Annotated in this window: 13 protein-coding genes; 2 read left to right on the forward strand and 11 right to left on the reverse strand. The window is 47.4% G+C overall.

Annotated features, from left to right (window positions below):
- The first annotated feature begins 126 nt into the window (after window positions 1-126).
- A complete protein-coding gene (locus ABC357_RS18495; protein WP_412889077.1) occupies window positions 127-894 on the forward strand; it encodes a TerC family protein in 768 nt (255 codons plus the stop codon).
- A gap of 219 nt (window positions 895-1,113) precedes the next feature.
- On the opposite strand, the gene ABC357_RS18500 is transcribed toward ABC357_RS18495, so the two are convergent.
- Window positions 1,114-1,788, reverse strand: coding sequence for an MOSC domain-containing protein (locus ABC357_RS18500; protein WP_412889078.1), 675 nt, complete (start codon window positions 1,786-1,788; stop codon window positions 1,114-1,116).
- A 165-nt stretch (window positions 1,789-1,953) separates the two neighbouring features.
- On the opposite strand from ABC357_RS18500, the gene ABC357_RS18505 reads away from it, so the two are divergent.
- On the forward strand, window positions 1,954-2,670 hold the full coding sequence (locus ABC357_RS18505; RefSeq protein WP_412889079.1) for a YwiC-like family protein: 717 nt from the start codon (window positions 1,954-1,956) through the stop codon (window positions 2,668-2,670).
- 8 nt (window positions 2,671-2,678) lie between these two features.
- On the opposite strand, the gene ABC357_RS18510 is transcribed toward ABC357_RS18505, so the two are convergent.
- The 10 genes from ABC357_RS18510 to ABC357_RS18555 all read right to left on the reverse strand — a co-directional run bounded on the left by ABC357_RS18510 (window position 2,679) and on the right by ABC357_RS18555 (window position 14,539).
- On the reverse strand, window positions 2,679-3,362 hold the full coding sequence (locus tag ABC357_RS18510; protein WP_412889080.1) for a Crp/Fnr family transcriptional regulator: 684 nt from the start codon (window positions 3,360-3,362) through the stop codon (window positions 2,679-2,681).
- A gap of 22 nt (window positions 3,363-3,384) precedes the next feature.
- Window positions 3,385-4,398 carry a GTP 3',8-cyclase MoaA gene (gene moaA, locus ABC357_RS18515; protein ID WP_412889081.1) on the reverse strand — a complete coding sequence of 338 codons (1,014 nt, stop codon included), beginning with the start codon at window positions 4,396-4,398 and terminating at the stop codon, window positions 3,385-3,387.
- A gap of 85 nt (window positions 4,399-4,483) precedes the next feature.
- Complete coding sequence (locus ABC357_RS18520) at window positions 4,484-5,647, reverse strand: nitrate/nitrite transporter (RefSeq protein ID WP_412889082.1); 1,164 nt, start codon at window positions 5,645-5,647, stop codon at window positions 4,484-4,486.
- A 132-nt stretch (window positions 5,648-5,779) separates the two neighbouring features.
- A complete protein-coding gene (locus ABC357_RS18525; RefSeq protein WP_412889083.1) occupies window positions 5,780-6,427 on the reverse strand; it encodes a response regulator transcription factor in 648 nt (215 codons plus the stop codon).
- Window positions 6,424-7,503: a sensor histidine kinase gene (locus ABC357_RS18530; RefSeq protein WP_412889084.1), complete on the reverse strand. Its 1,080-nt coding sequence runs from the start codon at window positions 7,501-7,503 to the stop codon at window positions 6,424-6,426. Before ABC357_RS18530 ends, ABC357_RS18525 begins: the two co-directional genes overlap by 4 nt.
- A gap of 6 nt (window positions 7,504-7,509) precedes the next feature.
- A complete protein-coding gene (locus ABC357_RS18535; protein ID WP_412889085.1) occupies window positions 7,510-7,965 on the reverse strand; it encodes a GAF domain-containing protein in 456 nt (151 codons plus the stop codon).
- Window positions 7,966-8,106: 141 nt separating this feature from the next.
- A complete protein-coding gene (gene narI / locus ABC357_RS18540) occupies window positions 8,107-8,793 on the reverse strand; it encodes a respiratory nitrate reductase subunit gamma (protein ID WP_412889086.1) in 687 nt (228 codons plus the stop codon).
- Window positions 8,790-9,356 carry a nitrate reductase molybdenum cofactor assembly chaperone gene (gene narJ, locus ABC357_RS18545; protein WP_412890070.1) on the reverse strand — a complete coding sequence of 189 codons (567 nt, stop codon included), beginning with the start codon at window positions 9,354-9,356 and terminating at the stop codon, window positions 8,790-8,792. The genes narI and narJ overlap by 4 nt, the downstream gene beginning before the upstream one ends.
- Window positions 9,349-10,878 (reverse strand): nitrate reductase subunit beta, encoded by a 1,530-nt coding sequence (gene narH, locus ABC357_RS18550; RefSeq protein WP_412889087.1) that lies wholly within the window; start codon window positions 10,876-10,878, stop codon window positions 9,349-9,351. Before narH ends, narJ begins: the two co-directional genes overlap by 8 nt.
- Window positions 10,868-14,539, reverse strand: coding sequence for a nitrate reductase subunit alpha (locus tag ABC357_RS18555; protein WP_412889088.1), 3,672 nt, complete (start codon window positions 14,537-14,539; stop codon window positions 10,868-10,870). Before ABC357_RS18555 ends, narH begins: the two co-directional genes overlap by 11 nt.
- Window positions 14,540-14,720 lie beyond the last annotated feature (181 nt).

The following is a 14,720-nucleotide window of genomic DNA, read 5'->3' on the forward strand; positions in this document are numbered from 1 at the left end:
TCCCCGCTGTATGGAAAAGATATACACGAGAGGGTATGTGCCACAAAAATTGTCGCATTAGTCAGTCTGATTTCTAGTGATTTTTTTTACTGTGTTCTATAATGGCACTAAGGAGGAGAAAGAACCTTGTTACATGACATATTAGCTTCATATGCTTCTTTACTCGATCTGCATATGTGGATTGAAGAATTATCAAAACCGAGCAGTTGGGGGCTTGTTGCCTCATTAGCTGTCCTTGAAATTTTATTGTCGGCAGATAATGCACTTGTGCTATCCGCCTTTGTACAGCGATTACCTAAACATCAGCAGAAAAAGGCACTAGTCTATGGTTTGTGGGGGGCCTATATATTCCGTTTCATTCTTATTGGACTAGGAACCTATTTAATTCACTTATGGTTCATTAAGCTTTTAGGAGCCCTTTACCTATTATGGCTTTCCATCAATTTCTTCAGAGAAAAATTCTCTTCATCTTCTGAAAAAGAAGAAGATGGGGCACCTGAACAAAAGGAAATAAAAGGGGTTCTCGTTCGCACATTCGGCTTATTTTGGGCGACCATCATCTCCATCGAGTTAATGGATTTGAGCTTTTCTGTAGATAGCATCCTTGCTTCCCTAGCCGTCTCAGATGAAGTATGGCTTGTTTTACTCGGCGGTATGATCGGTATTTTGGTCATGCGGGGCATCGCCACTGTGTTCATCACATTGATGGAAAAAGTGCCGGAGCTTGAAACGACAGCGTATCTGTTAATCGCTTTTATAGCCGTCAAAATGGGAATTACTTTAATTGATATCGAAATCCCTAACAGCATTTTCTTTACTGTCATGATAGTGGCATTTGTAGCAACTTTCATTGTCCACTATGTAAAAGAAAACAGGAAAACCAAATCTGTTTAACCAATAGACATTGCCTGGCCTTTCTTAACACCAACAAAAAAGATATCTGCTTTAAAGCAGATATCTTTTTTGTCTTCGACCAACCTTTTGACCTTAATTTATGGTATTACAAAACGGAAATGGTGTTACATTATCATTTTAACACATAGCCTAACGATTACAAGACTAACATGAAAATATTTCTTTTATTGGTTAATTTATCTTAATCGTATTTCCCATTCAACCATCCAATCGTTCCTTTACACCAGCATCTATCCCCTTCAGCCGTTTAGTGAACGTTTCCCTCCAGCTGGAAGAAAGCTCTTCAATGGACAAAATCCGTTCCAAACCAGCTTGATTATCCTTATCGTGATGCATCAATCGGTTGGCAAATTCGACCGTCACCGCTTCAGGATGCTTTTTGGCGAGAATCAATTCATCCTTGCTGCTGGCGAATCCTTCCTTCAGGACACGCAAATAAAATCCTGTGTACCCTGTATTTTGGACGGACAATGCCAAATCCTTGCGATCATACCTTTTGGCGATTTTATGGCACGGCTGCCGTGGCTGTGTAATCTGGACAAGTGCTTCTCCAAGCTCAAAGATATCGCCGATATGGACGTCCTTTTCCTGAATCCCCTGTACAGTCAGATTTTCGCCAAACGCGCCCAATTCCAGCTTCTGCTGAAGTTCCTTTTCCCAGTATGGATAATGGTCATAACAATAAGCGCATACTGCTTTATCGGCACCACCATGATGCTTCAAATCCGCCTGCCCGTCCCCGTCGAATTTCAACGTCCCTAAAAACACAGGGCCTTCCGCCGGCTTCTTAAAAATTCCCGTTTCAATTGCCTTTCCATCATACTCGAATAAGAGCGGTTTACCTATATTGATCGATACCATTTTGCCTTCCATCCTGATTCCTCCTGTCACCTCTTTTTTTCATCATATATGCATCCTTCCCTCTCTTCAATAGAAAGAAAGCTGCATGTCTGCCTTCTTATCGACTACACTATGAAAAAGATCACACCAGCACCGGCCAAAAACCGGTACAATAGAGGAAGAAAGGAGCGTTCGTATATGCTGATTCCTAAACAACACGGGGCGTGGGCCATGCTATTCATCCCGTTTGCGCTTGAAATGCTTGCAGGGGGAAGTACGGTGTGGCATATCCCTTTATTTGCCGGCTGGCTGCTGCTCTATTTAGCCACTTACCCGCTGACTTTACTATGCAAAAAACAAAGAAAGAAAAAACAGCTCTATCAAAAATGGGCTTTGATTTATAGTCTGCTTGCCATTGTTTGTCTGCTGCCTATTCTATGGGTTCATTTCCGGATGGTCTATTTCGGCTTGGTCATGGCGCCGATGTTCCTGATCAATCTGTATTACGCCAAAAAGAACCGGGACCGCGCCTTTTTGAATGACTTGGCGGCCATTGCTGCCTTCTGTGTCGGGGGGCTTGCCAGCTACTATTTAGGGGCCGGAAAGCTTACCAAGGAAGCGTGGGTTCTTGCCCTTCATTCTTTCCTATTCTTTTTAGGGACTACCTTTTATGTAAAGACGATGATCAGGGAAAAGAAAAACAAGATGTTTAAATATTATTCATGGGGCTATTATATACTGCTGCCTTTCATCATATTGGCGATCGGCGGAGGATGGAAGACCATCGCCTATGTCCCAAGTATGCTGCGCGCTTGGTTCCTGTACGGACGGACATTGCCGATCATGACGATCGGCATCATCGAAATTGCTGTAGCCGTCCTCTATTTCCTTGGAATGGTGTTTCTTCCGTATTAAATGGAAGGTCAATGGATATTACATATGTGAGCCGGACAATTTTCACATTGGATCGATGATTTCAGGAAGTTGAAATCATCGATCACCACTCTTCCCCGGCTGTCGTAGTGAATTACTCCCAGCTGGATTAGCTGGCGCAATAAGCGGTTGACGCTTTCTCTTGTCAATTGGCAAAACCCGGCCAACTCGCGATGGGAGAAAGGCAACGAGATGATGATGCTTCCCCCCGAACGGATGCCGTATGAATTGGACAAGCGTATCAGCGTAGAATATAGGGCCCCCTTCTTGCCATACAGCAAGAAATCGCGAAGCTTCATTTGCTGTTTACGTGCCTGAAGGCTGCTCCACTGCAGCATTTCGATAGAAAGCTTCGGCCGCCGCCCAAGCTCGTCCAACAATGCGCCTTTTGGAATGGCATATGCCTCCCCATTCCTTATAATTTCTGCAGACAGGGCATACGTTGATTCGCCTGTGGACAAGATAGCCTCGCCCACCAATTCTCCGCTCCGGCAAATCCGCATGATAAGTTCTTTTCCATCACTGCTTCCTTTCACTAGGCGGACAAGTCCGGACTCTAAAAAGAATAAGGCTTCATTGTCCATTCCTTCCAGGAACAAATAATCATGCTGTATCATGTTTCTTTTCGTGCCGATCGCCATGAGCAACGCTTGCAATTCAGCTGTAAACGGCATGCTTCATCCACCCCTTTTTTAATCAGCCGCCGATATAAGACATGCCTATTTTTTTATTGCGGACATGCAACCGGCCGGTACGCAACTCAGAGTAACGGTCATTGCGCCCATTCCATACGGCAATAATCGCCTGTTCAAGTTCATGGTCAGTTGCGCCCCCGTGAAGAAGGGAACGCAAATCGAATCCCTCCGAAGCAAATAGGCAGGTATACAACCGGCCGTCCGAAGAGAGTCTAAGGCGTGTGCAGGACGAACAGAACGTGTCTGAGACGGAAGAAATAAACCCTATTTCACTTTTCCCATCGCTGTAGGCATACCGTTTGGCTACTTCCCCGAAATAATGCTCTTCCAGAGGCTGCAGTCCAAACTCTCTATTCAAAGATTCGTAGATTTCTTTTTTCGTAATGACTTCATCCAAAGTCCAGCCATTTTCATTTCCTACATCCATATATTCGATGAAGCGCAAAGGGATATTTCTTTCTTTAAAATAATGCGCCATCGGCAAAATTTCCTGGTCGTTCACGCCTCTTTGCACGACCATATTCACCTTGACGGCAAACCCCATGCCGGCTGCCATATCAATATGCTTCAAAATAATGGCCGGACTAATGCCTCTTCCATTCATCTTACCGAATACATCTGGATCAAGTGCATCCATGCTAATGTTCAGACGGCGCAATCCAGCGTTGTATAACCGGGCGGCATAACGGTCCAAAAGGAGGCCATTGGTTGTCAGCCCGATGTCCTTTATCAAATCCAACCCACTCAGCATAGAAATGAATTCTGTTATTTCTTTTCTCATCAATGGTTCGCCACCGGTCAAACGGATTTTGCGCACCCCCATTTTTGCAAAAATCGATGCAAGCCGGTACATTTCCTCTACAGAGAGCAGTTCTTCCCGCTTCAGGAAAGGATAATTGGCCCCGAATATTTCCTTTGGCATGCAGTAATGGCAACGGAACGGGCAACGGTCTGTGACCGATATGCGCAAATCCTTCATCGGGCGATTCAAAGCATCCATAATTGGCTGTTCCATAGAATTCCTTCCTTTCTCACATAGACAGAGAAACGGCTGACACAGTCACCCGTTTCTCCAGCTTCCTATATGATGCTTACATGTATTAACCGAACGTCACTTGCTTTTGTCTGTTCTGTTTGCGAAGGCTGTATACAAGCAGCAAGCTTACGAGCGCAAAGGCAGCCAACAGGACAAAGCCGAGTGAATAGCTTCCTGTCATGGAATGGATGCTTGAAAGGACCAATGGCGGGAAGAAACCGCCAAGCCCGCCCATCATCGATACGATTCCATTGACGGTACCGGCCTGCTTATGGAAGTATGTTGGCACTAGCTTGAAGACAACGCCATTCCCAATTCCGCATGCAAGCGCAATGACAAGAACGCCTACGGTATATAAGACAATATCTGGAGACATAGAGAGAACAAGCGCGCCTATAATGAAACCTATAAAAGCTCCCATCAACAACTTCAACGGCTGGAAACGGTCAGCCAGCCAGCCGCCGATTGGGCGGAATAAAGTGGCCAGTGCGATAAATCCTGCCGTTCTTACCCCTGCATCCACCTTGCTCAACTCAAAATTGGTCACCAGGAAGTTCGGCAAGAATACAGTCAGCGCAACAAAAGCGCCAAATGTAATGAAGTAAAACAACGAGAACGCCCACAATTTTTCATTCTTATAGACATCCTTCATTTGGTCCATGATCGGTTCTTTCACTTTTGTTTCTGTCCGATCGCCAAAGAAGAAGTTCAAGGCCGCGAACAGAAGCAACAGGATCAAATACAATTTGACCGTCAATGACCAGCCGTATTGAGTGGCGATGACAGGAGCGGCAAATGTCGTAATTGCCGTCCCGATGTTGCCGGCGCCGTAAATTCCATTGACAAAACCATGCTTCTCTTTCGGATAGTACTTGGGCAGAGATGTGACACCCACAGAGAAAATGGCTCCGCCGACCCCGATAAATAAACCGCCGATAATCAAATCGACATAAGAGGATGCTTCACTTATATAAAAAACCGGAAATAATAAAACAATAAAACTGATTAAAAAAACGATTCTAGCTCCGACTATATTGGCATAATATCCGAGTGGGATCCGCAGTACCGAGCCCAGTATAACCGGAATGGCCGTAATGATGGCCAGTTTGTCTGCCGGAATGGCAATGTCATCCTTAATAAACGGCAATAATGAAGAAATGATAACCCATACCATGAACCCCACAACAAGGTTCAATGTTTGCAATGGCAATTGCATTTTTTTGATCACGTAGATCACCTCATCCAAAGTAAATGTTTGAATGATACATAACTTGATTCCCTACCGCTATTTTAAAATAGGGCCCCGCCAATAAAAATAGGGAATCCCCCTCTTCCTGCATGCGGGACTCCCTATTCTTCTTTAAAAATCGAGAAGCTTCTTCTTAAGCGCATATTCGACCAGCTCCGGGCGGCTTTTCAAATGAAGCTTCTCCATGATTTTCGCCTTATACGATTCGACGGTTTTGACGGAAATGAATAACTTTTCCGCTATTTCTTTATTTCCGTATCCCTTTGCCACCAGTGGCAGAATCTCCAATTCGCGCTTGGACAGAATTTTGAAGGGATCATTCTCATCGGCGCTATGGTCCTTTTGCACATATTCCCTGACGAGCAGTGTCGCCATCTTCGGCTGGATGTATGTCCCGCCGTTATAGACTGTCCGGATGGCGGAAACCAATTCCTCATCAGGCGCGCTCTTGAGTATATAGCCTGATGCTCCGTTCCGCAGCACATAGTATAAATATTCTTCATCATCGTACATGGTCAGGATAAGAATCTTTGTTTCAGGGAAATCCTCGCTGATTTTGCCTGTGGCAATCAGCCCGCTTTCCCCCGGCGGCATGGAAATGTCCAAAAGCAGGACATCGGGATGGTGCTCGGCAACCATCGCATAAGCTTCCACTCCGTCCGCAGCGGTGGCGACCACTTCCATATCCTTCTGATAGTTGAGCAGCATGGTGAAGCCGCTCCTTACGACGGCATGATCGTCTGCGATGACTATTCTCAATTGGAATCCTCCTCTATCAACCGTTCTTTATCCATCGGAATCCTCAGCGTAATGGCCGTCCCTTTGCCGATTTGCGACTGAATGTCCAGTTCCCCGTCCACAAGCTGCGCCCGTTCCATCATGCCATATAGACCGAGGCCGGTTCCTTTTATTTCCCGGTATTGGACATTGAATCCAACGCCTTTGTCCTTCACATACAGCACAAGATTCCCTTTTTCTTCGTACAGGCGGACGAACAATTCATCGCTTTCTGCATATTTGATGGCGTTCAGTATGGCTTCCTGGCAGATCCGATAGACGACTGTCTCGATTTCCGTACTGTAGCGCGCCGATGATAATTCTGCCGTAAAATGGACGATAATGCCATAGTTCATTTCTACCCATTTGAAGTGGGAGCGGAATGCCGCCTCCAGGCCCAAATCATCCAACGAAGCCGGGCGGAGCTCAACTGATAGATTCCTGATTTCCTCAAGCAATCTAGTAATTGTCTCTTCTGTATGCTTCAGCTTTTGAAGCGCCTCTTCATTCAGATTCATATATTTCATGACGCGCATATCGACCAATGAACTTAACAGCTCCTGTGCCACACTATCATGCAGCTCACGGGAAATCCGCTTCCGCTCGTCTTCCTGCGCCTTGATGACATAACTCATCATTTTAGAGCGATAAAGGGATTCACGTGTTTTGTATTGCAGCGTCAAATCTTGCAGAGTTAATGCATAAATGCCCTTGTCGCCGTCGATTTTCTGGAAGCTCGCCGAATAAGGGACCAGCCGGTCATCTTCTTTTCCTTTCAGGTATAACTGGAACGAGGAAAAATCCTGCTCCGGCTGTTCGAGAAAACAACCTGCACAGGTAACCGTTTCCTTTTCGGATGTGAATCCACGGCAAAACAGGCATATCCCTGGAGCGTTATGATTTTTCACCAATGACAGCGTTTGGCCATCAAGTAACCGCTCAGCAGCCCTGTTCATACCAATGACATCGCCATCCCCCTTCAAGAAAATAAGGGCCTGGCGGCTATTCTCATAATAGAGCGACATATATTGATCTAGATCACTTTTCTGGTAACCCATAGCTTGCTACAACTCCTTTGTTTGAAAAGGGCCGAAACCGGAAGAAAGGTATGACTGTAACTCCTCGAATCCCTTTTCAGATACTCCGGAAGCATGGCGGGAACCGATCAACAGCACACCAGCCACCCTCTTATTCTTCCAGAGAGGAATGGCACCCACGCTTTTCAGCCGTTCGGCGTTAAGGATCGGATAGCTGATCCGATCGCCCGCTGGCACTTCTTTCTCCACATCCACAATCAGCATCGGCTTGCCTGTTTTATAGACAATCCCTGCTATCCCTTTTCCCGAATAGAGGACAATCCGTTTATAGCGGTCGTTGACATTGCCCGAAGCATACTGCCATCTGATTACCCGCAAATCCTCCCCTACATTCTCTACCGACAACGAAACGAAATCAAATGCAAAGCGTTTCCTAATTTCATCTATAGCTTGTTGGCAATCGAATATCCGCTTTTCATCCATAACCAAAACTCCTTGCAGCAATCATTTATCTGTTTGATAGATTCTTAGCCAGCACAGCGGCTGGTTCACTTTACCTCCATCATAAGGCCTTTAATGCCCGAAAACAACAAGAAGAAGGCAGGTTTGCCTTCTTCTTCACGTTTATGCCCGGCTATTTTTGCGATACAAAATGTAATTGCGGCTTGCATATGTGACCGGTACACTCCAGACGTGCACCAGACGCGTAAATGGCCACAAGGCAAAAATGAAGAACCCGGAAATGATATGGACTTTAAAGGATAACGGCACAGCAGCCATCAGAGCAGCCTGGGGATTGAATGTGAACAGCCCCCTGAACCAAATTGAAATCGTCTCGCGGTAATCAAAAGAAGGATCGACCGCGTTCGTTACGACTGTACTGTACATGCCCATAATGACGATGAACAGCAGCAGAACATTTACAATGATATCGGATAAAGAGCTCAGCTGGCGGACATTTTTCTTTGTGAAACGGCGCCATGTCAGAATGAACATCCCTCCAAGCGTCAGCAACCCGAAGACTCCGCCGATATAAACGGCTCCGATGTGGTAAAGATGATTATCGACACCAAGCGATTCCATCCATTCCTTCGGGACCACAAGCCCGGCAACATGGCCGAGAATGACCGGTATAATGCCTAGATGGAACATCATGCTTCCTATTTTCAACTGTTTCTTTTCAACGAACTCACTGGATTTGGCCGTCCAGCCCAGCTGGTCATTGCGATAGCGGAAAATATGCCCCACTACAAAAACAGCCAGACAGATGTACGGAAAGATGACCCATAGGAATTGATTCAGGACGTTCATGCCTTTTCGCTCCCTTCTATTATGCAGGACTTCACCGTATCGCGAAGACTCTTCACCAGATGATAATACGGGCTTTCATTTTCCTTAAGGGCGTTCAATAAATGAAAGGTCCCATCTTCCAGGACAGCAATGAACATCCGGAAGCTTTCCTCGGCGTGGCTGTCATCCTCCCATTCTGCTGCATAGATAAACTCGCACATAAGCGGCAAATAATCGGATAGTTCCTCTTCGGGCATCTGCAGCCCGAACATTTCATACATGACCTTCAAGCGGGCAAGCATTTGCCCCCGTTCCTTCGTATCGCCGAATTTAGGGAAGGTCATGTACAGCGTTGAATGCTTGTCGAAATCGAACGTCTCTACATATGCTTCTTCTATTTTCTCCATGCTGAAACCATGGATTTGTTCCCAATAGGCTTTTGCTGATTCATAGCCAGGACTACTAGGATCAAAAGCTCCATTGAATAGATCTGGCTGAAAATCCCTTTTTTCCGGATACGTTAATGTTTGGGCAAAAAAACCGAATGCAGGTTTACAGTGAGTTAATTTCTCCAGATTAATCACGCCATATTCCCCCATAAAAGTTTTCTTCATAAATCTCCTTGCCGGATTTGCCGGAAGCGGCTCCGCATCCTCCGCAATCCATGCTATAACCGGCTGATCCCTGTTCACGGTATGGATCCTGATAGGTTTCTTTATGGGAAGTAGGGATCACAAAACGGTCTTCATATTTGGCGATGGCGAGCAATCGGTACATAGCCTGCGCCTGGGCGGCTGTCAATCCGACCCTTTCCAATCTGCTTTCATCGAATTCCTTGCCTGATGACTTCGCTCTCATAAAGGAGCGCATCATCGCCATCCGCTGCAGCGATTGCTTGACAGACGTTGTATCTCCTGCTGTCAGCAAATTAGCGATATATTGGATCGGATTCCGCATCTCTTCGATAGCCGGGAAAATCAAATCCGGATTTTCAATAGAATCCTTGCCTTCAAAGTAATTCATGATCGGGCTAAGCGGCGGAACGTACCACACCATCGGCAATGTCCGGAATTCCGGATGGAGCGGAAAGGCCAGCTTATATTCAATCGCCAGCTTATAAACAGGCGATTGCTGTGCTGCTTCAATCCAGTCCTCCGCAATGCCGTCCCTGCGCGCCTGCTCAATGACAGCCGGATCATTCGGATCAAGGAACAGATCACATTGGGCTTCATACAGCTTCTGCTCATCCTCAATGGACGCTGCCTCAGAAACACGGTCAGCATCATAAAGCAGGACACCCAAATAGCGGATTCTACCGGTGCACGTTTCAGAGCAGACTGTCGGAAGCCCAGCTTCTACACGCGGGAAGCAGAATGTGCATTTCTCCGCTTTATTCGTCTTCCAGTTGAAATAAATCTTTTTATAAGGGCAGCCAGACATGCAATAGCGCCAGCCGCGGCAAGCCTCCTGGTCGACAAGGACGATGCCGTCCTCATCGCGCTTATACATGGCCCCGGATGGGCAGGATGCCACACAACCCGGATTCAGGCAGTGCTCGCACAAACGGGGCAAATACATCATGAAGGCCTGTTCGAAATTGAACTGGATATCCTCCTCGATTTTTTGTATATTCGGATCCTGCGGCCCTGTAACAGGGGCGCCTGCCAGGTCATCCTCCCAGTTAGGCCCCCATTTCAGATCCATCTTATCCCCTGTAATGACGGAATGCGGGCGGGCAACCGGCTGGTGCTTCTTCTCTCCTGCATTCGTCAGATGTTCATAGTTATACGTCCATGGCTCATAATATTGTTCCATCTCGGGCATATCCGGATTGTAGAAAATTTTTCCCAGAGCGATTTTGGACAGCTTGCTGCCTGATTTCAATTCAAGCTTTCCGTTCTTGAGTGTCCAGCCGCCCTTATATTGCTCCTGGTCTTCCCATCTCATCGGATAGCCGACACCCGGTTTCGTCTCGACATTATTGAACCACATATATTCAGCGCCTGGCCGGTTGGTCCATGTGCTTTTGCATGTCACACTGCATGTATGGCATCCGATACATTTATCAAGGTTCAACACCATTGCTACTTGCGCCTTAATCTTCAAGCCAGTCAACCTCCTTCATTTTGCGGACTGCCACATACAGGTCACGCTGGTTGCCGATCGGTCCGTAATAGTTGAATCCGTAGCTAAGCTGGGCATAGCCGCCGACCATCTGTGTCGGTTTCACGTGAATCTTTGTCGGGGCATTATGGCTGCCGCCGCGTTCCTTCGTAATCTCAGAGCCGGGAACGTTGATATGCTTATCCTGTGCATGGTACATGAACATCGTCCCTTTAGGCATACGGTGTGAAACGACGGCTCTGGCCGTCACAACGCCGTTGCGGTTATAGACCTCGAGCCAGTCATTATCCTGGATTTCATTGGAGGAAGCATCCTCATCATTGATCCAGACAACGGGGCCGCCGCGGAACAGCGTCAGCATATGGAGATTATCCTGGTACATGCTGTGGATATTCCATTTGCCATGCGGCGTCAAATATCTAAGAACAAGCGAATCCTGTCCGCCGATAATCTTTTTGTCCTTCGATCCGAAAACCATCGGCGGCAGCGTCGGTTTATAGACTGGCAATGCTTCCCCGAATTGCAGGAAAATTTCATGGTCGATATAGAAATGCTGTCTGCCCGTCAATGTCCGGAATGGGACAAGCCGTTCAATATTCGTCGTGAACGGTGAATAGCGCCGCCCCATTTTATTCGATCCAGGGAATACCGGTGTCGGAATGACCTCACGCGGCTGGATCGTAATATTTTGGAAGGTAATCCGCTCCGCTGCGCGGTCTGCGGAAATATCCTTCAGTTCAACCCCTGTATCCTGCTCGGATGCTTCCCAGGCGCGCTGCGACACTTTTCCGTTTGTCGCAGAGGATAGATGGAGAATGGCATTGGCTGCATCGCGGGCGGTATGGAGCTTCGGAAGCCCGGATTTAATGGAATCATCCTCATACATGCCATTGATCTGCTTCAATTCCTCATATTCCTCAGCCACAGGGAAGCTGACGCCGTGCGCTCCGACCTTGCCTTTTTCCAAAAGCGGCCCCAAAGTGACGAATTTATCGTAAATGGCACTATAATCACGTTCGACAATCGTGAATTTCGGCATCGTTTTTCCAGGGATGGCTTCTGTCTCGCCTTTTTTCCAATCCTTGATTTCACCGTAAGGCTGGGCGATCTCATTGATGGAGTCGTGTCCAAGCGGCGCCGTTACAACATCTTTATATACGCCAGGCAAATGCTCCTTGGCCATTTCCGAGAATGTTTTCGCGAGCGAACGGTAAATATCCCAATCTGAACGCGATTCCCAAAGCGGATTGACGGCCGGGTTGAACGGATGGATGAAGGGATGCATATCTGTAGATGAAATATCCGTCTTTTCATACCAAGTAGCTGCCGGCAAGACAACATCCGCATGCATGGGTGTCGATGTCATCCGGAAATCCAAGGCAACGAGCAAGTCGAGCTTCCCTTCGACATCCTCGCGCCAGACCATTTCCTCCGGTTTATCGTCTTCATTCGGCTGTGCAAGCAATCCATTCGATGTGCCAAGCAAATGCTTCATGAAATATTCCTGGCCTTTGGCCGAGCTGGAAATCAGATTCGAACGCCAGACAAATAACGTACGCGGGAAGTTTTCCGGCGCATCCGGATCCTCTACCGCAAATTGGGTTTCCCCTGCCTTCACTTGTTCGACAGCCAGCTTCACAATCTCTTCATTGCTGTTCTTGCCTTGCTTGTTCGCTTCTTCGGCGAAGGCAAGGCTGTTCTTGTTGAATTGAGGATAAGATGGAAGCCAGCCAAGACGGGCGGCCAACACATTGTAATCGGCCGGATGCTTATAGCGGACTTCTCCACCCGTCGGCGATTGCAGCGATTCAACGCTTGACTCCTCATACTTCCATTGGTCAGTGGCGAAATAATAGAAGGAAGTAGCATTTTGTTGGCGCGGCACGCCCTGCCAGTCTTTTGCGAAGGCAACTGTTGACCAGCCCTCGATTGGACGGCATTTTTCCTGGCCGACATAGTGCGCCCAGCCGCCGCCATTGACACCCTGTGAAGCAGTCAGGATCACCAGATTCAAGATGGAACGGTAGATGGTATCACTGTTGAACCAATGGTTGATGCCCGCTCCCATAATGATCATGCTGCGCCCTTCTGTATCAATTGAGTTTTGGGCGAATTCACGGGCAATCTGCGTCACGATGGACGGTTTGACGCCTGTGAAGGATTCCTGCCAAGCAGGTGTATAATGCGATTCAGCGTCATCATAGCCTTTTGCTTCATAAGCCTGCCCGCGCTTCACGCCATATTGGCTCAGCATCAAATCATAAACGGTTGCCACCAGACGTTCGCTTCCATCCGCCATGGCCACTTTTTTGGCTGGAATCATCCGTTTGAACGTACCGTTTCCGGCATTATCGAAATAAGGGAACACGATTTCCTTCCATTCCGCTCCGTGCTCTTCCATTGATAAAGCGGGATCGATCACAGATCCATCTTCACGCTCAAGGATCAGATTCCACTTCTTCCCTTCCTCCCAGCGTTGGCCCATTGTACCGTTCGGAACGAGAATTTCGTTAGCTGCCTGGTCAAAAATGACAGGCTTCCATTCCGCATGTTCCGTGCCCAGCCCTAAATCGCTTTCGCGCAGGAAACGGCCTGCCTTTAGGCTGCCTTCATGCTCATCGAGCGTAATCAGGAATGGCATATCGGTATATTGCTTCGCATAGTTCAGGAACATCGGCTCCTGCCGTTCCACATAGAACTCATTCAAAATAACATGTGTCATTGCCTGGGCGACTGCAGCATCCGAACCTGGGTTAGGAGCCAGCCAGTTATCGGCGAACTTTACATTCTCAGCAAAGTCAGGCGCCACGGACACTACTTTTGTCCCTTTGTAGCGCACCTCTGTCATGAAGTGGGCATCCGGTGTACGGGTCAATGGAACATTGGAGCCCCACATGATCAAATAGCCGGCATTATACCAGTCGCTTGATTCCGGTACATCCGTCTGTTCTCCCCAAATTTGCGGGGAGGATGGCGGAAGGTCGGCATACCAATCGTAGAAGCTGAGCATTTCGCCCCCGAGCAGCGATACAAATCGCGCGCCGGATGCATAGCTGATCATCGACATAGCCGGAATCGGCGTAAAGCCGGCGATGCGGTCCGGGCCATATTTACGGATTGTGTAGATCAATTGGGCTGAAATGAGCTGGTTTGCTTCCTCCCAGCTGGCACGTACATGCCCGCCTTTTCCGCGCGCCTGTTTATAGGCTTTCGATTTTTCCGGATCTTCCACGATGCTTGCCCACGCATCGACCGGGTTTTTATATTGTGATAAGGCCTGCTTCCACATGCGGAGCAGCTTGCCTCTTATATATGGATACTTCACTCGAAGCGGACTATACTCATACCATGAAAATGATGCGCCGCGCGGACAGCCCCGGGGTTCGAATTCAGGCATATCAGGCCCGCAAGAAGGATAATCGATTTGTTGATTCTCCCATGTAATGATTCCATTTTTGACAAACACTTTCCAGCTGCAGGAACCTGTACAATTGACACCATGCGTTGTTCTGACCACTTTATCGTGGGACCAGCGCTGGCGGTACATTTTTTCCCATTCACGGCTCTTTTCCTCCAAAGAAGACCAGTTGCCGGAATACCGTTCAGTGGGTTTGAAGAATCGCAGTCCAAATTTCTTTTTCATTGGTCCAGATCCACTCCTTCATATAGAATGATTGTTGTATTGAGGGAATCAATTATTGAATCATTCTTTATGTTCATTATTGAACAATCCTAATCAACCCGCTATCAGGGAAACTCCTATTTATGGGGGGGAATCCCCCTTTAAAAGAAGCAGCACATAAAAAAAAGCCATCATATCGCGT

Origin of the sequence: Bacillus kalamii, from assembly GCF_047238185.1 — a bacterium.
In the GTDB taxonomy this organism is placed as follows: domain Bacteria; phylum Bacillota; class Bacilli; order Bacillales; family DSM-1321; genus Bacillus_AD.

Coding starts and splice junctions, on each gene's coding strand:
- ABC357_RS18500 (WP_412889078.1), bottom strand. CDS start 1,788: ATGGAAGGCAAAATGGTATCGATCAATATAGGTAAACCGCTCTTATTC.
- ABC357_RS18505 (WP_412889079.1), top strand. CDS start 1,954: ATGCTGATTCCTAAACAACACGGGGCGTGGGCCATGCTATTCATCCCG.
- ABC357_RS18510 (WP_412889080.1), bottom strand. CDS start 3,362: ATGCCGTTTACAGCTGAATTGCAAGCGTTGCTCATGGCGATCGGCACG.
- moaA (WP_412889081.1), bottom strand. CDS start 4,398: ATGGAACAGCCAATTATGGATGCTTTGAATCGCCCGATGAAGGATTTG.
- ABC357_RS18530 (WP_412889084.1), bottom strand. CDS start 7,503: ATGGGTTACCAGAAAAGTGATCTAGATCAATATATGTCGCTCTATTAT.
- ABC357_RS18535 (WP_412889085.1), bottom strand. CDS start 7,965: ATGGATGAAAAGCGGATATTCGATTGCCAACAAGCTATAGATGAAATT.
- narI (WP_412889086.1), bottom strand. CDS start 8,793: ATGAACGTCCTGAATCAATTCCTATGGGTCATCTTTCCGTACATCTGT.
- ABC357_RS18555 (WP_412889088.1), bottom strand. CDS start 14,539: ATGAAAAAGAAATTTGGACTGCGATTCTTCAAACCCACTGAACGGTAT.